This is a genomic window from Ruegeria sp. AM2, from assembly GCF_056540685.1.
On sequence record NZ_JBQFXE010000020.1, the window covers coordinates 1 to 21,908 of the forward strand.

General features: G+C 60.1%; 19 protein-coding genes. 6 read left to right on the forward strand and 13 right to left on the reverse strand.

Going from position 1 to position 21,908, the window contains the following annotated elements; translation table 11 throughout:
* Positions 1–384 precede the first annotated feature (384 nt).
* Genes ACR0CR_RS20095 through ACR0CR_RS20105 form a run of 3 tightly spaced genes read left to right on the forward strand, consistent with a single transcriptional unit; the run spans position 385 to position 4,395 of the window.
* Positions 385–2,772, forward strand: a complete 2,388-nt coding sequence (locus tag ACR0CR_RS20095) for a cache domain-containing protein (RefSeq protein ID WP_480602631.1) — start codon at positions 385–387, stop codon at positions 2,770–2,772.
* Positions 2,769–3,386 carry a response regulator transcription factor gene (locus tag ACR0CR_RS20100; RefSeq protein WP_480602633.1) on the forward strand — a complete coding sequence of 206 codons (618 nt, stop codon included), beginning with the start codon at positions 2,769–2,771 and terminating at the stop codon, positions 3,384–3,386. The genes ACR0CR_RS20095 and ACR0CR_RS20100 overlap by 4 nt, the downstream gene beginning before the upstream one ends.
* A gap of 7 nt (positions 3,387–3,393) precedes the next feature.
* Complete coding sequence (locus ACR0CR_RS20105; protein ID WP_480602634.1) at positions 3,394–4,395, forward strand: aldose epimerase family protein; 1,002 nt, start codon at positions 3,394–3,396, stop codon at positions 4,393–4,395.
* A gap of 39 nt (positions 4,396–4,434) precedes the next feature.
* Here ACR0CR_RS20105 and ACR0CR_RS20110 read toward each other — a convergent pair whose 3' ends face one another.
* The 11 genes from ACR0CR_RS20110 to ACR0CR_RS20160 all read right to left on the reverse strand — a co-directional run bounded on the left by ACR0CR_RS20110 (position 4,435) and on the right by ACR0CR_RS20160 (position 16,076).
* A complete protein-coding gene (locus ACR0CR_RS20110) occupies positions 4,435–4,887 on the reverse strand; it encodes an SRPBCC family protein (protein ID WP_480602635.1) in 453 nt (150 codons plus the stop codon).
* A gap of 107 nt (positions 4,888–4,994) precedes the next feature.
* The gene (locus tag ACR0CR_RS20115) at positions 4,995–5,801 is read right to left on the reverse strand and encodes an XdhC family protein (RefSeq protein WP_480602637.1); all 807 of its coding nucleotides are present in this window, start codon (positions 5,799–5,801) and stop codon (positions 4,995–4,997) included.
* Positions 5,802–5,812: 11 nt separating this feature from the next.
* Positions 5,813–7,003, reverse strand: coding sequence for a vWA domain-containing protein (locus tag ACR0CR_RS20120; protein WP_480602639.1), 1,191 nt, complete (start codon positions 7,001–7,003; stop codon positions 5,813–5,815).
* A complete protein-coding gene (locus tag ACR0CR_RS20125) occupies positions 7,003–7,869 on the reverse strand; it encodes an AAA family ATPase (RefSeq protein WP_480602642.1) in 867 nt (288 codons plus the stop codon). Before ACR0CR_RS20125 ends, ACR0CR_RS20120 begins: the two co-directional genes overlap by 1 nt.
* Positions 7,870–7,970: 101 nt before the next feature.
* Positions 7,971–10,388 (reverse strand): aerobic carbon-monoxide dehydrogenase large subunit, encoded by a 2,418-nt coding sequence (locus ACR0CR_RS20130; RefSeq protein WP_480602645.1) that lies wholly within the window; start codon positions 10,386–10,388, stop codon positions 7,971–7,973.
* Positions 10,385–10,879 carry a (2Fe-2S)-binding protein gene (locus tag ACR0CR_RS20135; protein WP_170473684.1) on the reverse strand — a complete coding sequence of 165 codons (495 nt, stop codon included), beginning with the start codon at positions 10,877–10,879 and terminating at the stop codon, positions 10,385–10,387. The genes ACR0CR_RS20130 and ACR0CR_RS20135 overlap by 4 nt, the downstream gene beginning before the upstream one ends.
* Positions 10,880–10,891: 12 nt before the next feature.
* Positions 10,892–11,725, reverse strand: a complete 834-nt coding sequence (locus ACR0CR_RS20140) for an FAD binding domain-containing protein (protein WP_480602648.1) — start codon at positions 11,723–11,725, stop codon at positions 10,892–10,894.
* 139 nt (positions 11,726–11,864) lie between these two features.
* Complete coding sequence (locus tag ACR0CR_RS20145; RefSeq protein WP_480602665.1) at positions 11,865–12,950, reverse strand: MHYT domain-containing protein; 1,086 nt, start codon at positions 12,948–12,950, stop codon at positions 11,865–11,867.
* Between the two features lie 107 nt (positions 12,951–13,057).
* Positions 13,058–14,596: a tripartite tricarboxylate transporter permease gene (locus ACR0CR_RS20150; protein ID WP_480602651.1), complete on the reverse strand. Its 1,539-nt coding sequence runs from the start codon at positions 14,594–14,596 to the stop codon at positions 13,058–13,060.
* A 9-nt stretch (positions 14,597–14,605) separates the two neighbouring features.
* Positions 14,606–15,037 carry a tripartite tricarboxylate transporter TctB family protein gene (locus tag ACR0CR_RS20155; RefSeq protein ID WP_170657010.1) on the reverse strand — a complete coding sequence of 144 codons (432 nt, stop codon included), beginning with the start codon at positions 15,035–15,037 and terminating at the stop codon, positions 14,606–14,608.
* A 70-nt stretch (positions 15,038–15,107) separates the two neighbouring features.
* Positions 15,108–16,076: a Bug family tripartite tricarboxylate transporter substrate binding protein gene (locus tag ACR0CR_RS20160; RefSeq protein ID WP_480602652.1), complete on the reverse strand. Its 969-nt coding sequence runs from the start codon at positions 16,074–16,076 to the stop codon at positions 15,108–15,110.
* 148 nt (positions 16,077–16,224) lie between these two features.
* On the opposite strand from ACR0CR_RS20160, the gene ACR0CR_RS20165 reads away from it, so the two are divergent.
* Genes ACR0CR_RS20165 through ACR0CR_RS20175 form a run of 3 tightly spaced genes read left to right on the forward strand, consistent with a single transcriptional unit; the run spans position 16,225 to position 19,313 of the window.
* Complete coding sequence (locus ACR0CR_RS20165) at positions 16,225–16,896, forward strand: response regulator transcription factor (protein ID WP_480602655.1); 672 nt, start codon at positions 16,225–16,227, stop codon at positions 16,894–16,896.
* Positions 16,889–18,277, forward strand: a complete 1,389-nt coding sequence (locus ACR0CR_RS20170) for a sensor histidine kinase (protein ID WP_480602657.1) — start codon at positions 16,889–16,891, stop codon at positions 18,275–18,277. The genes ACR0CR_RS20165 and ACR0CR_RS20170 overlap by 8 nt, the downstream gene beginning before the upstream one ends.
* Position 18,278: 1 nt before the next feature.
* Positions 18,279–19,313 carry an ABC transporter substrate-binding protein gene (locus ACR0CR_RS20175; RefSeq protein ID WP_480602659.1) on the forward strand — a complete coding sequence of 345 codons (1,035 nt, stop codon included), beginning with the start codon at positions 18,279–18,281 and terminating at the stop codon, positions 19,311–19,313.
* Here the strand turns inward: ACR0CR_RS20175 and ACR0CR_RS20180 are convergent.
* Both ACR0CR_RS20180 and ACR0CR_RS20185 read right to left on the reverse strand, forming a co-directional pair.
* A complete protein-coding gene (locus tag ACR0CR_RS20180; RefSeq protein ID WP_480602661.1) occupies positions 19,310–20,806 on the reverse strand; it encodes a heme biosynthesis HemY N-terminal domain-containing protein in 1,497 nt (498 codons plus the stop codon). The two genes, ACR0CR_RS20175 and ACR0CR_RS20180, sit on opposite strands and share 4 nt — an antisense overlap.
* Before the next feature lie 10 nt (positions 20,807–20,816).
* Positions 20,817–21,908 (reverse strand): COG4223 family protein (locus tag ACR0CR_RS20185; protein ID WP_480602663.1); only part of this gene is annotated, 1,092 nt, incomplete at its 5' end.

The following is a 21,908-nucleotide window of genomic DNA, read 5'->3' on the forward strand; positions in this document are numbered from 1 at the left end:
CCCCATGCTCCTTACGACCCTTGTTCACCAAACGACAAATCGCACCACCCGTCGGATAATAAACACCCGTAACTCCACCCGTCCCAATCGTAATAAACTCTTCTGCATATGCAGCTGGGGCCATGACAGCGGCGGTGACGACCGCGGCGATTGAAGATTTTTTCAACACTTTGACACTCCTGTTGTCTGTTTTTTTCTTCGTTGATCGACCTGTTTCGTGTTGGGAATCAGGGCGTTCAGCTGCGCAAGAGAAAAGCGAATGCAATGAACGGGTGTCTATACGTTAGTTTACGTATAGCGTATGGCCGGGATGTGGGCATCCTGTTGTCGCAACACCGTTTTGCGGTTGGCGCGGGGCCCAAAATAGAGGTGTTTGGTAGAGGCTTGGAACAGGTCAGAAAACACGCGGTTCTTCGTGAACAGGCTGAACCCGCACGCAGACAAAGATCGCTGCGGGCGACTTTGGCCTTGTGTCTGGGGGGACTGCAATTCCTGGCCATTCTGACCGTCACGTTGTCCACCTTCGTGAGTTCGGAAAACGCACTGTTGCGGCAATCCCGGATTTCGCTGAACGAGGTCAGCGTGAATGTCATCGGGCAGGTCAAAAGCTTTCTGAACCCGGCGCGACAGGCCTTGGACGCCACGCGGCGCTTAGCGGAAAACGACGTTCTGGACATCGCCGACAACAGCGCGCTGGAAAGTCACTTCTTTCAGCAATTGCAGGCTGCACCGCAGCTTGCCGGTATCTATCTGGCGGATGAGACCGGTCGCTTTGTCTATGTCATGCGCAGCGAGGAACCGGGACGATACCGGACCAAGTTCATCCCGCCATTTGAATTTGGGCAGTCCGATCACCCGGCCGATTTCCTGTGGCGGAACGACCGGTTCACGCTGGTCGACACCGAAGTGACCCAATCAGACACTTATGAGGCCCGCACCCGTCCCTGGTTCCGGATGGTGGAACAGGCGCAAGAGCCGATCTGGACCGCGCCCTATATTTTCTACACCTCACGCCAACCGGGGATCACATATGCGGTTCCAGTGATGAACAAGGACGGTACGCTGCGCGCCATTCTTGGGATCGATATTCAGATCGACGCCCTGTCGGACTTTCTTTTGGACATCTGGTCCGAGCGTCGCGGCGCTGCGATGGTTTTGAACGCGGACGGCGCGGTTCTGGCCCATCCCACTCTGGTCCTGATCCGGCAGGATGCGGATATGGACGCACCGCAGCTTGCGACCGTGGATCAGATTGACGACCCATTGGCGCAAGAGGCATTTGGCACGCTTGTTCCCAACGGTTCACCGGGTGAAACCGGACCAACCTACAGCGACTTTGAACTGAACGGTCAGGGCTATGTCGCCATGCTGATCGAAGTTTCGGAACCCGGACTCAATTGGTTGATTGGGCTTTACGCAGCCGAAGATAACTTTATCGGTGAGATCAAGAAGAACAGGGTTCAGGGCATCTGGATCGCGCTGGCCATTGCGATCCTGACCGGCGCAATCGGGCTGGCGCTGGCCGACCGGATTTATGCGCCGGTGCGCAGCTTTGCCAGTCAAACCCGAAAAGTCTCATCCGGTGAGATCACGCCCGAGGAGGGTCTGCACAGCCCCTACCGCGAGCTTGAAGATACGGGCGAGGCATTGACCCAGCAAATGCGCCAAAGGCAGCGGTTTGAGCGCGCCTATGGACGTACGCTGGATCTGGCCTCGCGCGGGATGGCGCAGATATCGCCGGAAACCGGGCGGTTCCTGCGGGTCAACGACCAGCTCTGCGACATCATGGGGTTCGACGAAAACGCGTTTGAGACGCTGACGCTGACGGATATCTTGCCACCCGACCGTCAGGACATCGCGATCAAGTTCCGCGATACACTGCTGCAGGATTCCGAATTCATCACGGAAAGCCAGTTCATCCGCAAGGACAACACTCCGATCTGGCTGCGGGTCAACGCGATCCTCATCCGCGACGAGAACGGCGTGCCCGATCATGCGGTGGCCATCATCGACGATGTGAGCGACCAGAAGCAGGCCGAAGAAGAAGCCCGCCGTCTGGGTCGCGATCTGTCTCATGTGGCGCGTGTAAATCTGATGGGGGAAATGGCCTCGGGTCTGGCGCATGAGTTGAACCAGCCGCTGAGTGCGATTTCCTACAACGTCGATGCGGCCAAGTTCACGTTAGAAGAGATGGATACTGCCGATCCTGAACTTGTGGAAATCCTGTCCGACATTGACCGGCAGGCCCACCGGGCAGGCGACATCATCCGTGCCCTGCGCGAGGTGGTGCGCAAAGATCGAGGGCGCCAGATGCCGTTTGACCTGAATGGTTTGATTCAGCAAACAGTTGGGCTGATGGAGGCCGAGGCACGGCTGCACCAAATTCGGCTGGATTACACTGAAGAAGCGCTGCCGCAAGTTACTGGGAACCGGACGCAGATCGCGCAGGTGCTTGTCAATCTTTTGCGCAATGCCATCGACGCTTTGGCGACCAGCGACACTCGCAAACGGAGGATTGCAATTCAAACCATCGTTTCAGACGCTCTGGTCGAAGTTCAGGTCGAGGACAACGGTCCGGGCGTCAGCGGCGATGTCACCTTGTTCAATACCTTTGATACGCAGAAAAGCGATGGCATGGGGTTGGGCCTTTCGATCTGCCGCACGATCGTCAAAGCCAATGGCGGCGAGATCCGGTTTGAGCCGACCGATAGTGGCAGCGCCCGGTTCTGCTTTACGCTCAGGCGCAGTGACCATGATGAGGATGACGCATGACGGCCAATTCTCGGACCGTATTCATTGTTGATGACGACGACGACGTGCGCGTCGCGCTGTCCCGATCGCTGACTAAACGCGGGATGGACGTGCACCATTTCGCCAGCGCACAGGCTTTTCTGGACGGCGTGGGTGAAGATGCCGAAGGGTGCCTCATTCTGGATTACGGCATGCCCGGTATGGATGGGCTGGAGTTGCAGGACCATCTGGTTTCCCGCAATTCAACGATCCCGATCATTTTCATTTCCGGTCATGGTGGCATTCCTGAATCCGTGCGCGCAACCAAGGCCGGGGCGATCGACTTTCTTGAAAAACCCTTCGATCTGCGGGTGCTGATCGAACGCATCGAGGCCGCGCAGGATGTCGGTTCTCGGTTGCGGGCCGCCAAAGCGCAAGCCCGCGCACTGGCCGAAAGACGCGATCTTCTGACCGAACGCGAAGAGGAGGTTCTACAGCATATCCTTGCGCACCCCGAGCGCACATCCAGCAAGGAAATCGGCACAGAGCTTGGGATCAGCCCCCGGACGGTCGAGATTCATCGGGGCCGCATTCAGCAGAAAGTGGGCGTCAAAACGACCATCGAGCTTTACAAGCTGTTCGGTCCACGCGCCTGAGACAGCGATGCCAGCAAACGTCACCACATTTGGGCACATGCCGGACGGCACGCGGATCGACCGCATTGAGCTGAAAGGCCAGGACCTCAACGCGGCAATTCTGACCTACGGTGCAACAGTTCAGGACTTGCGGTTGTCCGGGGTCCCGCACCCCTTGGTTTTGGGTTGGGAAAGCCTGGACGATTACCTGACCAGCGGCACTTATTTCGGCGCCATTGTCGGTCGGTTCGCCAACCGGATCGGCAATGGTCGCTATCGAATTGCTGAACAGGAGTATCAGACCCAGCGCAATTTTCTGGGGCGGCACACGCTGCACGGTGGCGCTGAGGGCAGCAGCCATCAGGTTTGGCGCATCGAGAATGTCGATACTCAATCCGTTGAACTGTCGCTATCAATGCCTGATGAGCACATGGGCTTCTCCGGTCATCTGGACGTCCGGGCATTCTATGAGATCGCAGGCGGCAATAGCCTGCAGGTGACACTCCGCGCGAAGTGTCAAAACCCCAGCCTGTGCAACTTCGCCCCGCACGGGTATTTCAACCTTGATGGCAGCAACGATATCTCGGGCCACGCCCTTCAGATCGACGCCGCATCCTATTTGCAAGTGGACGACGATCTGATCCCGACCGGAGAATTGCTGCCCACCGCAGGAAGCGCGTTTGACTTTGGTACTGCACGGGCCATCGGTGGGCAGGAGATCGACCACAACTTCTGCCTCGCCCCAACGCGCAGGGACATCCGCAAGGTGGCAAGCCTTTATGCGCCGCAATCGGGAATTCAAATGACCGTTCTAACGACCGAACCAGGACTGCAGATTTATACGGCCGCGCAACTTGACGAGCCGATGCGCAAAGGCCTGGGTGATCGTATCTACGGAAATTTCGCAGGCATCGCGATCGAGCCGCAGGTCTGGCCCGACGCGCCGAACAAACCGGGTTTTCCGAACGCAGTTCTTTATCCCGATGAGGTGTACGAACACATTACGCGCTTTGCGTTCGATAGGACCTGACCGCAGACCCCAATGCGGGGCCTGCATGTTGCCCGTCTGTCAGGACACCTGTTGTTCAGAGACAATCTCACCAAAGCGCGTAAAGAACTTGCCTGACAGCTTTTTGGCGGTCCCCGCAATCAGACGGCTGCCCAATTGCGCGATCTTGCCGCCGACATCCACCTTTGCTGTGTAGGCAAGAACCGTTTCAGCTCCGTCCTCGGTCAAGGTCACGTCCGCCCCGCCCTTGGCAAATCCGGCCGCACCGCCCTTGCCCTCGCCGTTCAGCGAAAACCCGTTGGGCGCGTTGGCAGTGTCCAGGGTCACCTCACCCGCAAACTTGGCCTTCACCGGACCGATCTTGAGCACCACTTTGGCCTCAAGATGATCCGCCTCGGACTGCGTCAGTTCCTCACATCCGGGGATGCATTCGCGCAGCACGTCCGGATTGTTAAGCGCGTGGTAGACAACGTCGCGCGGGGCCGCAATGCGGATTTCGTCACTTAGTTCCATTCGGATCGTCCTTTGTTCAACAACATCTCGGGTAGACGCGCAGCGCCTCTTCCGCAGCTTCCTGAGCCATCAGTTTGCGGTCAGAAGGCCAGAAACCCCGCAACCTGTCACGCCATTTTTTCATCATGAGCGGTCTCCTCGGATCGGTCGGTGTTACGCCAATTTACAATTTCTGCCAGGATCGACAGGGCAATTTCATGCGGATCAACAGCGTGGATATGCAGCCCTGCCGGGGCCTTGAGCGCCTTGGTTCGCGCCGGGTCCAAGCCCTGCGCCTCAAGCTTATCACACAGAACCTGCGCCTTTCGGCGGCTGGCCACCATCGATACGCGCCGGGCTGGTGACTCAAGCGCAGCCTTCAGGGCCGCACCGTCCCCTTGACCCTGCGACGCAACGACAACGAAATCTCTGGGCTCAATACCCAGGCCCTCCAGCGCGCTGGAGTCGAAGTGCTGCGTTGCATCGGCATGTTCAGCATTCGCGTAAACCCGTAGTCCCAGCAGTTTCGCATGAGACGCCAGAGCGATCGCAATCGGCGTGTCTCCGAAGATCACCAGCCGCGGTGCGTGTTGATAGGGCTCGACCAGGACATCCACTGTGCCGCCCGACGGGCAGCCGCTTTTGAATGTCTGAACGCCGTCCGGATCCGTCATCGCCACCACCTTGTCCGAGGGTTTGACGCGGATCATCTGGGGTGCCCCGCTGGCCAGAGCCTGCACCGCCGAACTGCGCACAGCACGTTGAACGCAAGCGCCGCCCAGATGGCCGATGATCGCGCCATCGCGGGTCACCGCCGCCTTGGCACCCGCCTTGGCCGAGGTTGCATCTGCCGTACGCAGGACTGTTGCGACACAGAACGACTCACCTGTTTTGCGCAGCGTCTCAATCCTGTCGAATATGTCAAAACCGGGCATGTGTTCTCCTTTCACAACGTCCGGAACTGAGGTTCCAGCGCGGCCAGCGCCTCAAGCGTGTTGGCGGGCAGATGTGCATCCAGATAAGGTTCTGCCGCCTGCATCGCCGCTGCGACGGGTTCATAGGACTCCCACCCTTTCAGCGGATTGAGCCACACAATCCGCCGGGCCTTACGCCGTATGCGTTCCAAAACCGCACCCAAAGCCTGTGGGTCTGAACTGCAATACCCATCCGACAGGATGAGAACGACCGTTCGACCATTCAATGCGCGTGCCCCGTATCCTTGCAGGAAACTTTCCAAGGATCCCGAAATATCGGTACCGCCTCCGAACCCTTCGGCCATAAGTGACAGCCGCCCGGCGGCCCGCAGAGTATCATGGTCTTGCAGGGCGTCGGTGACCCGCAGCAGGCGTGTGTGGAACAGATAGGCATCCGCCTCTGATCCGCTGCCGATCAGCCCTTTTAGAAAGGCCAGAAAAACTCGCGAATAGACGGTCATTGACCCGCTGACATCGCACAGCGCCACAATTCGCATCGGCCGCGGCGGTCGGGCCTTGCGATACAGGTCAAGGGGCTCGCCTCCGCGCGCCAAACTGGCCCGTTGAATGCGCCGCATGTCCAACTCGGACCCACGCAAGGCGCGTTTGCGGCGGCGCGATCGCCGATCCCGAATGGCGCGCGCGATCCGCATGGCGGCCATTTCCGCCTGTTTTAGGGTCTGTTCATCCATCAACTCCCGCAGATCTCGGCGCGACAGGTTGGCCGTTCGGGTCGCAATCAGCGTCCCGTCCATCCCTTCGGCCTCGCCGTCGCCCGGATCAGGAGTGGTGGCTGCCTGATTTCCATCTGTCTGAGACTCTGCCCCGTCCTGATCCAACCCCTGCCAGATTATCGGTTTCGCGGATTGAACCCGGACATGCGTGTTCTGTGCTAATCCCGTTCGCTGCTTTCCCGCATTGAACCAAAACGCATCAAACAATTCGTCAAAGCGCCTCCAGTCATCGGCATCTCCGGCCAGCACGGCGCACAGCGCCTGCCGCGCCTGAGCCGCATCGGTTGCCTCGACAACCGACAGCGCCGCCAGCGCATCCCCGGTTTCCTTCGGGCCAACACGCAGACCGTTCATGCGCAGATGCGCAATGAACCCCGACATGCGGTCCGACAAGCCAGCGGCCCGAGACGGAAAACGCGTTACCTGCATCAGGCCACCTTTCCGATCAGACGATCCATTACCTCAAGCGGTGTTGCGTCATAGTCGGCAGCGGTCTTTAACAAGCAGACCAGCGTCGCCTGAACCTCATCCCGAGATTTTGCCAGATCGTTCACGCCCAATCCGGACAGAGCCGCAGCCCAGTCCAACATCTCGGCAATACCGGGCGTCTTCTCAAGCTCTTCTTTGCGCAAGGATTGAACAACGCCGACGATCTGCCGCGCAAGCTTCGCCTCGACCTCCGGCATTCGTGCCTTCAGGATGGCCAACTCCGCCTCTTTCGACGGGTAGTTTAAGAAGCTGTAAAGACAGCGCCGCCGCAAAGCATCGGACAGGTCCCGAGTCCCGTTTGCAGTCAGAATGACAATAGGCCGCGTGCGGGCCTTTATCGTGCCAAGCTCGGGGATCGTGATCTGAAAATCCGAGAGGATTTCCAAAAGATAAGCCTCAAACTCTTCATCCGCCCGATCAATTTCATCAATCAACAGCACCGGTTGAATTTCTTCAGAAATAGCCTCTAACAATGGGCGTTTCAGCAGATATGAATCCGAAAACAACTGCGCCTCAGTTGCGCCACCCTGCGCTTCACTCGCCCGGATCGCCAAGAGCTGCCGCTGATAGTTCCATTCATAGATCGCATGGCTGGCATCCAACCCTTCATAGCACTGCAAACGGATTAACCGGGCCTCTCGCCATGCTGCCATCGCCTTGGCGACCTCGGTTTTGCCAACACCCGCTGGGCCTTCCAGTAACAATGGCCGCCCCAATGCCTGAGCCAGATGCAAAGCCATCGCCAACCGATCATCGGCAACATAACCTTGCGCGGCCAAGCCGTTTTGTACATCACTCAAAGTCAAAACCAGGATCCGTTCTTCATTTGGCTACAAATATCCCGGGGGTCCAAGGGGGCAGAGCCCCCTTGCTTCGGTCGGACCGGTCCAAGTCGGTCCGAACCCAATCACCCATGCATCCCCAACCCATTTGCAATCTTCCAGATCCGCCAATGGTCATGCGGCATGTGGCTCTGCACCAACCCAAAAGGCCGGAAGGCATCATGCACCGCGTTGGAAAACGCTGGCACGCCGCCGACATTCGGGCTTTCGCCAACGCCCTTCGCACCAATCGGGTGGTGCGGAGACGGCGTCACCGTGTGGTCGGTTGTATAGTTCGGCGTCTCCCAAGCCGTTGGAATGAAGAAATCCATCAGCGTGCCGGTTTTGACGTTGCCCATCTCATCATAGGCGATTTCCTGACCCATCGCGATGGCCAGCGCTTCTGTCACACCACCATGAACCTGGCCCTCGATGATCATCGGGTTGATCCGGGTGCCGCAATCGTCCAGCGCATAGAACTGCCGGACATCCCATTCCCCGGTATCCACATCAATCTCCATGACACAGATATAGGCCCCGAACGGATAGGTCATGTTGGGCGGGTCATAGTAGCTGACCGCCTCCAGACCCGGCTCCAGCCCCGGTATCGCCTGATTATAGGCGGCGAAGGCGATTTCCTTCATCGTCTTGAACCGCTCAGGCGCGCCTTTGACGGCGAAACGATCCACGTCCCATTCGACGTCATCGTCGTGGACTTCCAGCAAATAAGCCGCGATCATCTGCGCCTTGGCGCGGATTTTGCGCGCGGCCATCGCCGTTGCCGCTCCTGCTACAGGTGTCGACCGAGACCCATAGGTTCCAAGACCGTAGGGTGCGGTGTCGGTATCGCCTTCCTCTAGCGTGATGTCATCGGCGGGCAGGCCGATCTCGCTTGCGATGATCTGGGCAAAGGTGGTGGCGTGACCCTGACCCTGAGAAATCGTTCCCAACCGCGCGATGGCAGAGCCCGTCGGATGGATACGGATTTCGCAACTGTCAAACATACCAAGCCCAAGGATATCGCAGTTCTTCACCGGGCCGGCCCCGACGATCTCGGTGAAATGCGTCAGGCCAATGCCCAGCAGCTTCCGGGTTTTGCCGGCCTTAAAATCCTCGATCAGCTGCGCCTGTTCTGCGCGCAAACCTTCGTAGTCCACAGCCTTAAGCGCCTTGTCCCATGCGGTGTGATAATCGCCCGAGTCATATTCCCAGCCCAGCGCAGACTGGTACGGGAACTGATCCTTGCGGATAAAGTTTATCCGGCGCAGCTCGGCCGCGTCCATGTTCAGCTTGATGGCAAGAACCTCGATCATCCGCTCGATGAAATAGGCCGCCTCGGTCACGCGGAAGGAACAGCGATAGGCAACACCGCCCGGAGCCTTGTTGGTATAGACCCCATCGACAGCCAGATAGGCGGTCGGGATGTCATAGGACCCGGTGCAGATATTCATGAACCCCGCCGGGAATTTGGTCGGGTCGGCACAGGCGTCAAACCCGCCGTGATCCGCTGTGGTATGGCACCACAGGCCAGTGATCTTGCCGTCCTTGGTGGCCGCGATCTTGCCCTGCATCCAGTAGTCACGCGCGAAAGCGGTGGACATCAGGTTTTCCATCCGGTTTTCGACCCATTTCACCGGCTTTCCGGTGACGATCGAGGCCACAACTGAACAGACATAACCCGCATAGGCCCCCACCTTGTTGCCAAACCCGCCACCGATATCGGGGCTGATCACGCGAATATTGTGCTCGGCCACGCCAGAGATCAGCGACACAACCGTCCGGATCGCGTGCGGAGCCTGGAAGGTGCCATAGAGCGTCAGCTTGCCGGTCACCTTGTCCATCGACGCAACACAACCGCAGGTCTCAAGCGGACAGGGGTGCGTACGGTGGTAATAGACCATCTCTTCGGCCACCACATCGGCCTCGCCCAGAACGGCTTCGGTTGCGTCCTTGTCGCCCTGTTCCCAGGTGAAGATGTGGTTGTGATGTTTGCGCGGCCCATGTGCGCCCTCGGTCTGACCCTCAAGGTCTTCGCGCAGGACAACATCGGATTTCAGCGCTTCGAACGGATCGGTCAGAACCGGCAGTTCTTCATAATCGACCTCGACCAGTTCCGCCGCATCTGCCGCGATGTACCGGTTCTCGGCCACGACATAGGCGACCTCTTGCCCCTGGAACAGAACCTTTCCATCGGCCAGAACCATTTGTTTGTCACCGGCCAGCGTCGGCATCCAGTGCAGCCCAAGCGGAGCAAGATCCTCGGCGGTCAAAACGGCAACCACGCCGGGCACGGCCAGCGCGACCTCTTTGTTCACGCTGACAACGCGGGCGTGGGCATAGGGCGAACGGACAAAGGCACCAAACAGCATCCCATCCATCTTGATGTCATCGACATAGTTGCCCTTGCCTTGGGTAAAGCGCACATCCTCAACGCGTTTGCGCGAGCTGCCCATCCCTTTGAGGTTGGCGGCGCGTTCTTCGGGGGTCATGGTTTGATCGTTCATTCCGCGGCCTCCTTCTGAGCGTTCAGCATGTCAGCCGAGGCCGAGATTGCCTTGACGATGTTCTGATACCCGGTGCAACGGCACAGGTTCCCTGCCATGCCGAAACGAATGTCTTCCTCGGTCGGGTTGGGGTTTTCCTGCAGCAGGCGATGCGCGCGGGTGATCATGCCCGGTGTGCAGAAGCCACATTGCAGCCCGTGATGTTCACGGAACATTTCCTGCAATACACCAAGGCTGCCATCGTCATTGGTCAGCCCCTCGACAGTGGTGATATCAGCTCCGTTCACTTGCGCCACAAAGGTGGTGCAGGACTTGACGGATTTCCCGTCGATATCCACGGTGCAGGCCCCGCAATGGCTGGTTTCGCACCCGATATGAGGGCCGGTGATTTTCAGATCTTCCCGCAGGAAGTGGATCAGCAACGTGCGCGGCTCGGCCAGACCTTCGACCTCTTTGCCGTTCACGGTGAGTTTGACGTGCATTTTTGACATGATGTCCTCCCCTCAACCCGCGCGGCTTTGCGCACGGTCGATGGCGCGGCGCAGCATGACGCCCGCCACATGTTTCTTGAATTCGACAGGGCCGCGATTGTCTGCCACAGGATCAATCGCGTCGAGCATGGCAGCGACGCAGCCATCGACATTGCCTCCGGCCAACCAGGCACCCGCCTCTTCGGACCAGATCGGTGTGTCCGCGAGATTTGTCATCGCAACCGAAGCCGTTCCGTTGCCAACCATCACGGCGGCGGCGGCGGTGGCATAGTCGCCGATCTTGCGTTTCTGTTTTTCATACGCCTGACCGACGCCCGCACCGGGCACCGGGATCGAGATACGCGTCAGAATTTCTTCGTCCTCGCGGGCGGTGAAATACGCGGCCTCATAAAAGTCGCGCGCGGCGACACTGCGATTGCCATCCGGGCCCGAGAGTTCAAACGTCGCATTCATGCACTGCATCAGCCCCGGCATGTCATTGCCCGGATCGCCATTGGCGACATTGCCGCCCACAGTGCCCATATAGCGCACCTGCGGATCGGCGATTTGCAACGCGGCCTCTCGGATCAGCGGAATGGCGGAGGCCAGACCGTCATGGGTGATCAGTTCGTGCTGGGTGACCATCGCGCCCAAGGTCACGGTATCAGACCCGATCTCGATCCCCTTAAGCTCGTCTATCGCCTGAAGATCGACCAGATGGCCCATCTCGGCCATGCGCAGTTTCATCATCGGGATCAGGCTGTGCCCACCCGCGATCACACGCGCCTCGTCTCCATGTTCTTGCAGAATGCCGATGGCCGAGGCGATATCGCCTGGCCGGTGATACTCAAAACCGGCTGGTATCATATTTTTCCTCCCTGGGTCCGCACAAATTGCCTTGGGGGACCTGCACTCAGGAAAGAGCGGCTGTGTCAGCCATTCCAGTATGGGAAAACCGGGCGCGCGGCTTGTTTCACGAAATGCGAATAGCCTGCACGAGATGCGATCAGACGCCCAGCGCGTCGCGAATGTCCGTCAGGCGGGATCGGCTGACCGGCACTTTCGTCAGGGCATCTACGTCATCAAAGTAACAGGTGCCATTGTCCTTGTGTCGTTCAAAGCCCGAGACATGTTTGGGGTTCACCAGATAACTGCGGTGGGCCCTCAAAAAGCCATCCGATGTCAGACGCGCCTCGGCCTCGGTGATCGACCAGGGGCAGAACAGTTTTTCAGCACCCATATACAGAACGGTATAATGCCCTTCGGCCCGGATGGCGGCGATGCGCGCGGGTTCGGCAAAAAATGTCTGTCCCTCGCGCTCGAACGGAACGCCGGCGCGCAGTGTGGCGGGCTCTGGCTCGGCTGGGGTGGGTACGGCGTCCGGCTCGGGGCCGATAAAGCTGATCCCGGTCAGCAGGAAAGCCCCGCAAATCAGGAACACGGACACCGTAACGCCCATCGCCAGCACCTGATTGTTCAGGGCCGGCCCGGCCCCACCCGCGCTGTCGCTGGCGACAAAGTCCGTAAGGCCGGTCGCCACGAAGTGCATTGTAAAGACCGCAAGCCCGAAACAGGCAGTGCCCAGCAGGATGTTGCGCTGTGTGCGGTTGTCATAGGCAACCCAGATCGCCAGAACGGACAAGACAACCGAGGCCACAGTGGAAATTACAATATCCCACACATTGTAGACCGGGCGGCACAGCTCCATCCCTGCCATCCCGACATAATGCATGACAACAATGCCAAGACCCACGATCACGCCAGCGCCAGCGATTGTCTGCATCGTACGGGGCCGGAAATGCAGCAGCAACAACGCCAAGCCGACCATCAGGATCGCCACCAGAGCCGAGATCAGGGTGATCAGCGCGTCATAATAAAACAGGATCGGCAGCTGCAGCCCCAGCATGGCCACGAAATGCATCGACCAGATGCCGCCGCCCAGAATGACCGCTGCCAGCGCCACGACCAGCTTGCGTCGCTGATCGTCCAACTTGGACGCGCCGTGGGTCAGGTAAAGCCCGGTGAACCCCGCCATCAGCGCCACTGCAAGCGAGGCCGCCACAAGCCAGCCGTTATGCGAATAGTCCAGCATTTCGGTTTGCACGCCCTCCCCTGACGTGCGGGCGACGTTAGCAAACGGAGTTGATTGGGACAATTGGCTAATCAGGTGCCGCCCGGCATGGGGCGGCACCCATTGGATCAGTCGCTGATCGCGCCTTCTTCGTCGCGGCGCTGATGCATCTTGGCCTTGAGCCGAGCGCCCACGATCAGGGGCAGGACAAAGCCGATAATCGCAATCGACCACAGCGCGATGGACAGCGGGCTGTCGATCAGGGTCCACCAGTTGCCATTGTCGATGGTGACGGCGCGGCGCAGATTGTTCTCCATCGAGTTGCCCAGCAGCGTGCCCAAAATGATCGGCACCAGCGGCACGTCCAGCTTGCGCAGAACCCAGCCCATGACGCCAAACCCGATCATCACCAGCAGGTCAAAGCTGGAGCCCGAGATGCCGTAGATGCCCACAAAGCTGACCATCGCCACGATCGGCATCAGGATGCGCGAGGGGATCATCAGGACACGGGTGAACAACCCCACCATCGGGATATTCATCGCCAGCAGCATGAAGTTGGCAATGAACAGCGCCGCAATCAGGCCCCAGACCACATCTGGGTTCTGCGTGAACAACAGCGGCCCCGGTGTGATGTTCAGCGCCAGCAGCACCGCCAGCAGAACCGCCGTTGTCCCCGAGCCCGGCACACCCAGCGCAAGCATGGGCACCAAAGCGCCCCCGGCGGCCGCGTTATTGCCCGCCTCAGGCGCGGCGACACCGCGAGGATCACCTGTGCCGAACGTGTCTTCCTTATCGACCAGACGTTTCTCCATCGAGTAGGAAATGAACGAGCCCAGCGAGGCACCTGCCCCCGGCAGAACGCCAGCAATGAAGCCCAGGAACGAGGTCCGCAGCATGGTCGGGGTACATTTCTTGACCATCGACATCGGCGGGTAGAGCCGCCCGATATTCAGCTTACTGCTTGTCGCGTCCGATCCTCCGTGGCGGTGTTCGAGGAAAATGAACACTTCGGACAGGGCGAACAGGCCGACAATGGCGACAAGAAAGTCCAACCCGTCATACAGGTGAACCTCGCCAAAGGTGAAACGCGGCACGCCGGTTTGGGTGTCAACGCCGATCGTGGCCAGCCCCAGACCCAGCGCGGCGGCAAAGGCCGATTTCGCCTGATTGGTCGAAGACACGCCGCCCAATGTCATGAAGGCCAGCGCAAACAAAGCGAAATATTCCGCCGGGCCAAACAGCAGCGCGATCTTCACTAACTGCGGCGCAAGGAAGATCAGGCCCCATGTGGCCAGAAACGCGCCTACGAAGGAGGCGATACCGGACAGCGACAGCGCCTCACCGGCAAAGCCCTTTTTCGCCATGGGGTGCCCGTCGAGGCAGGTCATCATGGCAGGCTCATCTCCGGGGATGTTAAGCAGGATCGAGGATATTCGACCCCCGTACATTGCCCCATAATAGACACTGGTCAGCAGGATCAGCGACGGCGTTGCCCCCAGCCCTAGCGTAAAGGCCAGCGGGATCAGAATGGCCACGCCGTTTGACGGGCCAAGACCGGGCAGCGCGCCCATGATCGTGCCCAGAAAACAGCCCAGCAGGGCCAGCATCAGGTTCTGCCATGTCAGTGCGATGGCGAACCCGTCTCCGAGGGATGCAAGAGTTTCCATGATATCCCCTCAGAACCCCAGCGGGCCACGAGCCAGCGACAGGCCCAGAACCAGATGGAAAATAACATAGATGCCGACCGAGGTGCCGATGCCCACCAGCACGGCCTCAATCGGGCCCGAGCCCAGACGCCAAGCCAGATAGGCGGCAGCAAAGGCGGTGGCGATGACAAATCCGATCTCGGGCAAAAGCTCGGCATAAAGGATCATCATGACAACGGCCGATCCGACTTCGACCAGACGACCCAGCGCGGGCCATTCAGGTTCGGCATCGGGGCGCAACGCAATGACGATGCTCGACAGGCCCAGAATGGCGGCGATGATCAGCGGGAATGCTTTGGGTCCGACGGCATCGGACAGAAAGCTCTCTTCAATCGCCAAGGCGGAAAACGCAAATCCGATGGCGAGAAGCAGTCCGACGACCCCGAAGATGCGGTCACTCATCGGTGTCTCCTATTAGTTTGAGAGTGTGTCGGGTGTTCCGCAACCGCGAAACACCCAGTATCAGAGCCGATTATTTGATGATGCCGATCTCTTTCGAGATGGTCTGGATCTGACCTACGGATTCGGCCACAAAGTTTTGGAAATCCGCGCCCTGCAGGTCCAGCGGAGCGAGACCATTGGCGGCCATCACGGTTTTCCACTCGTCCGAAGCATAAAGATCGCCGATCTTTCCGACCCAATCGCCATAAGCTTCATCGCTCATGCCACCGGGGGCGTAGAATCCGCGCCAGTTGGCACCGATAGCGTCAATGCCCTGTTCCTTGGCGGTCGGGAAATCGGCAAACTCACCGGGCAGGCGTTCGGGCGCCAGAACCGCGATCACCTTGATGTCGCCCGAGTCGACAAAGCCTTTGGCCTCGGAAATGTCGCCTGTGAAGGCTTGAACCGAACCGGCCAGCAGCTGAGTCACAGCCTCGCCACCGCCATCGAAGGCGATGTATTTGACCGACCGCACATCTTCGATGCCATAGGCATTCGCTGCAATCAGCACTTTCAGGTGGTCCCAACCACCCACAGCGGACCCACCGGCCACCGACACCGAGGTCGGGTCAGATTTGATCTGGTCCAGCAGCTCGGGCAGGGTGTTGACCGGACTGTCAGCAGCCACAGCGATCACGCCGTAATCCGCACCGATGGCGGCCAGCCAGCGGACCTGATCCATGGTGTTGCCCGGATAGGCGCCCTGCGCCAGACGGGTCGCGGTGGCGGCACTGGCGGCCACGATCAGTTCGTTATCCTCGCCACGTTTGTTGACGACCTCGGCAAAGGCCACACCACCGCCGCCACCGGCCAGGTTCACTACTTGCATGGTCTGGTCGATCAGGCCCAGATCCTGCAGCGATTTACCCACCTGGCGGCAGGTGAAGTCCCAGCCACCACCAGGGTTCGCCGGGGCAATACATTCTTGCGCGCTGGCGGCAACGCCGGACAGGGCAAAAACAGCAGCCGCAATCGCGCCGCTGGTTCCAAACAGTTTCATTCGTGTCTCCTCCTCAGGTCTTTTTGGGCCGCGTCCCCGCAGCCAAAACCGGTCCCCGCACGGGTCTTTCCTTGCGGGCTAAACCTGTTTACCGAATAATGCTGTCACGAACCTGTCACAGGCTCGGCGTCCGACTTTGGGAGGGGTCATGCGCGTTTTGATGGTCGAAGATGCCGAGGATCTGGCCGAGGGTGTCGTGGCCCATCTGGCCCGATCCGGCGTCGTGTGCGATCTGGCGGCCACGGTGGAATCCGCACAGGATTTCCGCGCGGTGCAAAGCTATGACGCAATGCTTTTGGACATCAACCTGCCCGATGGGTCCGGTTTGACCTTTCTGGGCAAGATGCGCGCGGCGGGGGACCGGACACCGGTTTTGATGCTGACGGCGCTGACCTCGGTCGAAGATCGCGTGGCAGCACTGGACAAGGGCGCGGACGACTACCTGGGCAAGCCCTTCGATCAACGCGAACTTGAGGCAAGGCTGCGCGCCCTCGTACGTCGCGATGCCGACCGAAAAAGCGAACAAATCGCGCTGGGTCCGCTGCTCTACGCCCCCAAGGATCGCAGCGCCACGCTGGACGGCAAGCGCCTGACCCTGACCGCGCGCGAGGCCGCCGTGCTGGACGCGCTGATCCGGCACGAGGGGCAGTTCCTGTCCAAGGCCCGACTGTATGACTCGCTATATGGGTTCGAAGATGCGGATGTCGGGGAAAACGCCATCGAGCTTTACATCGCCCGCCTGCGCAAGAAATTCGCAGGCAGCGCGGTCAGTATCACCACACAGCGCGGTGTCGGATACCGGATCGGTCTGGATGGTTAGGTTTCTCTTGCCTCACAGTCTGACGGCGCGGGTGCTCAGTGCGGTGGTGCTGATCCTTTTGCTGGGCGGTTTTCTGGTGGGTCTGTCGATCTGGGCCAACGGGCGGCTCGCGGCACGGCAGGCCTATGACCGGCTTTTGCTGGGCGCGGCCAGCGATATTGCCGAGTCAGTGCGCATTCAGGACGGCGCGCCCGTGGTCGATCTGCCGGTTTCGGCCTTTCAACTGCTTGCGCAAGCTCCCGAGGATCGGATTTTCTACGCTGTTCAAGTGCCCGGAGGTGCCTTCATCACCGGTCTGGACAGGGACACGGTCATAGACATCCCCGATCAGCCCGGAACGCCCCTGTATTTCGCAGCCGACCTGAATGGAGAACCTGCGCGGTTCGTGCGGCTGGGTCGGCTGTTCGCCGAGCGCGATTTCTCGGGCGAGGTTGAGATCGTGGTCGGCCAGACCCTGCGCGCGCGCCAGTCGATGACCGCCGGGCTGATGCGGGATGCATTGCTGCCCATGGCGATCGCTGGCCTGCTGTTGCTGATCATGTCGTGGTTCGTCACCCGATCCGCCCTGCGCCCGCTTGAGGCACTGTCCGAAGACCTGACCCGCCGCGACCCCTATGATCTGACACCGATGGCCAGCGATGGGTTACCGCGCGAATTGCAGGTGATGCTGCGCGCGATGAACCGTTTTATGGGCCGTCTGGACCGTCAGGTGGATACGATGCGCAATCTGATCGCCGACACCGCACACCAGTTGCGCACCCCTGTGGCCGCGATCCGGGTACAGGCCGAGATTGCGCAGGATGACCCCGACGCCCCGGCCCGCAAACGGGCGCTGGACCGGCTGCTGGGGCGCACCCGGTCGCTGGGCAACCTTCTGGATCAGCTGTTGTCCCGCGCCATGGTCATCCACCGTATCGACAGCGCACCTCGACGGCCGGTTGATCTGCGTGAAGTGGCGCTGGACGTGCTGGAACAGAGCGATCACGAACTGATCGCTCCGGGTGTCGAAGTGCGTCTGGATATCGGGGAAGATCCGGTGCTGGTTTATGCGGATGCGTTTTCCATCGGCGAGGCCGCCAAGAACCTTCTGGGCAATGCGCTGCACCATGGGCACCCTCCGGTTCGGATCGGAGCCGCTCAGGAAGGTGGGCGGGCCGTGCTGTGGGTGCGTGATCTGGGCCCCGGCCCCGCGACATCCGTGGCCGCGCAACTGGGGGATCGGTTCAACCGCACCACCGGGTCCGGTGAGGACAGCACCGGGCTGGGCCTGTCCATCGTGAAATCAACCGCCGAAGCCTTTGACGGCAAGGTCGAAATGACGCGGGACGACGGCGGTTTCCGCGCAGCGCTAAGCTTTCCCATCACACGCACAGAGGCATGAGATGATCCGCTTTTTGACCTTTGTCCTTCTGTCCGTTGCCCCCATTTCGGTGCAAGCACAGGAGGCAACGGCGCAGTTCGGCGATGGCAATGACCCGATGCTGATCCGCTCAACCACCGACATTGCCATCATCGCGCCGGTCGTCGCGCGCTTTGCCGAGATCAATCCAAACCTTGCGATCACCTATGAACAATGGGGTTCGAACGCGTTGTTCGAACACAGCCGCGCGGCTTGTAAAACCGGGTCATCAGCGGCGGATGTCGTACTTTCATCCGCCATTCAGCAGATGGTTTGGCTGGTGAATTCCGCCTGTGGTTTCCGGTACGAGTCAGACCTGACCGAAGCTCTGCCCGATGCCCGTCGCTGGCGGGATGAGCTTTGGGGGATCACCACTGAACCGGCCGTCATTGTATATAATAAGACTCTAATGAACGATCAGGATGTGCCCCGCAGCCGGTTTGCGCTGCTGGATGCCATGCGCACGCAACCCGATCTGTTGCGCGGGCGGGTGGCCACATATGACATCGCGGCCTCGGGACTGGGATACCTGTTTGCCTATGGCGACAGTCTTGAGGCGACGACCTTCGGGTCATTGATCGAGGGCTTTGCCCGGATCGACGCGGTTGCCACCTGTTGTTCAGCCGAGATCATTCGGGACGTGGCGCAGGGCCGGTTTCTGATCGCATACAACGTCTTGGGATCATATGTCGCCAGCGCCCAGGCCCCTGGTGTGGGTGTGATCCTACCCGAGGATTACACGCTGGTCCTGTCCCGCGCCCTGATGATCCCGCGACAGGCACAAAACAGGCAGGCGGCGACCGAGTTTCTGGACTTTCTCCTTGGACCCGAGGCGCAATCGCTGCTGACGGCGTCCGGTCTGGTTGCGCGGCTGGATGCGGCGGATACCGGCCTGCCACCCAGTGCGCGCCGGTTCATCGCCCTGTCTCCGGCGCTGCTGGTGGCAAGGGATCAGAACCGCCGTGCGGAACTGTTCAAGTTGTGGAACGACGCCTTTGACGTCGAAACAGCGCGCTAGGTCTGTTTTTCGACCACAGGCTCTACATCAGGACGAACAGGCTCAACCTCAGCCTCGATGACCTCTTCGCTTGGCACATCCTCGGCCTCATCGACCTCGGGCTCGGTCTTATCTTCCAACGCGCCCACGATCAGCGGAAGCATGTGAACGCCGGTGGCCGAGGCGATTTCCGGAGTTTGCGGGGTTTGCCAACTGAGCGTGTCAAAGCTGCCGCAGTTCTGGCAAACCGGACCCCATTCCGGCTGAATGTCATGGCAATTGTCGCAAACCCATTGCGGCCCGCGCGGCGCATTCAACGCCCGCGCCAGCCAGCCCTGCACCACCGCGTCCGAGGCGCCCTCGCCCCTCTCGATCGCCGCCATCAAGGTATAGGCCCGCGCATCGCCCTGTTTTTCCACCACATCGCCCATCGCGCGGCGGGCTTCGGGGAAATCCTCGGCCACGATATTCAGTTCCGCCAGTATCAGGCGGGTTTCCATGTTTTCAGGGTGGATGCGCGTCAGCGCGGTAAAGCGTTTGATCCGTTCGACCGGTGTCTCATTTGGTGCGATTTCAGCAAAGACATGGGCCAGGTCGGGATGCGGCTGTACCTCCCACGCCTTTTTCACGATTTTGGTCGCGGCGCGCGGCTTGCCTTTTTCGATATAGGCGCGGGCCGCCATTGCGGCGGCAGGCACAAGGTCGGGCGAGAGGCGATTTGCCTCAATCGCGTGCTCTTGCTGTTCGACGGTCGCGCTTTCATCCAGAATGCCCTTGGCCTCGGACAAGGCCAGAACCGCATCGCGGCGCTTGAATACATCGCGCGGCAGGTGACCGGCCTTAAGCTTTGCCGTCAGCGTCGACCGCGCGCCCGTCCAATCCTGCGCCTTGGTCTGCAAGCCCAACAAAATATCCTGAGTTTCGGCGTGGCGCGGCTTGATCGCAAGCGCCTTTTCAGCCAGCTTCCGGGCGGTTTCGTCATCACCCTCGGCCAGTTTCTGTTTCATGATCCCACGGACGCCGACAAAGCGGGTGGCGTTGGTGGTAACCAGCTTCTTGTAGGTGTCCGCCGCCTTTTTCGTGTCGCCATTCATCTCGGCCGCCTGCGCGACCAGAAGGTTGGTCAGTTCCGGCTTGTTCAGCAGCTTTTCTGCCTTGTCGGCCTTGGTCATTGCAATCCGCCCCTCGCCCGAGGCCAAAGCCATCAGACCATCGGCCAGCGCCTGATACCCGCGTTGTTCGCGGCTGCGGTCGAAATAACGCGACAGGGCGGTTTCATCGCCGTTGAGGAATTTCAGCGTCGCGACCAGCAGGGTCAACAGTTTGAAAAACAGCCATATTCCAAGCACCATAACGCCCAGCGCGATCACCGACTGCAACGGCCCCAGAGTGTATTCCGTGCCGCCAGCGGTAATCTGAACCCCGCCGCTGGTTTCCATCAGGAACATCGCCCCTATGGCCAGCAATCCGACAATCGCAACAAAAACGATGATTTTAAACAATGACCACAGCATGGCAGGCCCTTCAGTTCGAGTTCGCGCCAGAGGCAAGCGCATTTACGGCGTCCATCGCAGAGACCCGCGTTTGCGCCGCCTGTTCCCAATCGGCCATTGCGGCCTTGGCCGCGTCCGACAGGGATTTGAGTTCGTTCAACGCACCCGCCACGTCACCGTCCGACAGCGCCGCTTGCGCCCGCGACAGGATCGCATCGGCGTCATCGCCGTCTTGCGGCGTCACCGACCGCGCGCCCGTCTGGCGCTGCAGGAACGCCACCAAACCGGTTCCCTTGTCGGCGTCGCGCGCATCAGCCAAAGCCGTGCGTGCTGCGGGTGAAAACGCGTCTTTGAGCGCCGAAAGCGTCGCAACCCCTTTTTCCGCAGGACCCGACAAGGCGTTGGGTACGTCCACACCACCAGCCTTCAACTGGGCAAGCAGATCGGCATAGGGCTGACCCGAATCCAGTTGGGCGTGCAGGCGCGAGACAAGGGCCGCGTTGCTGGCGGCCAACGCTTCCGATGACGCCTTGGCCTCCAACGCTTGCGCATCAGCAACCATTTTCTCGACTTCGGCTCGCTGAGCCGTCAGGGATTCCTGAAGTTTTTTCAGTTCGGCGTCAAAGGCCGCCGTCGCCTCGGGCGTCGCCCCCTGGGTTAGCGCGCCGCTTTCCAATTCGGTCAGACGGCTGGCCAACGGGTCGATCTTGGCCGTAAGCCCATCGAGGTTCGATTTCAGACCGTCAACATCGCTGGTCAGCGGAGTGACTTGGCTTGTGAGTGCATCAATCTTGCTGGAAAGATCCGCGCCGTCGGCCGCGGATTTCGCCAGCGCTTCGATCTGGGTCGTCTGATCGGCCAGCTTGGAGTCCAGCGCCGCAATCGCGTCCTGATCGCCACTCGAGAACATGCCGCTGCTGCCAAGTGCAAACCCGACAGCCGCGGCAATGGCGCCACCCAGCAAGGCCGGAACAAATCCGCCGCGTTTTTCGATGGTGCGCTCGACGATTTTTTCGGGAACCGGTGCCGGGGCGGCTTCGGCTTCGGCTTCGGCTTCGGCTTCGGCTTCGGCTTCGGCTTCGGCTTCGGCTTCGGCTTCGGCTTCGGCTTCGGCTTCGGCTTC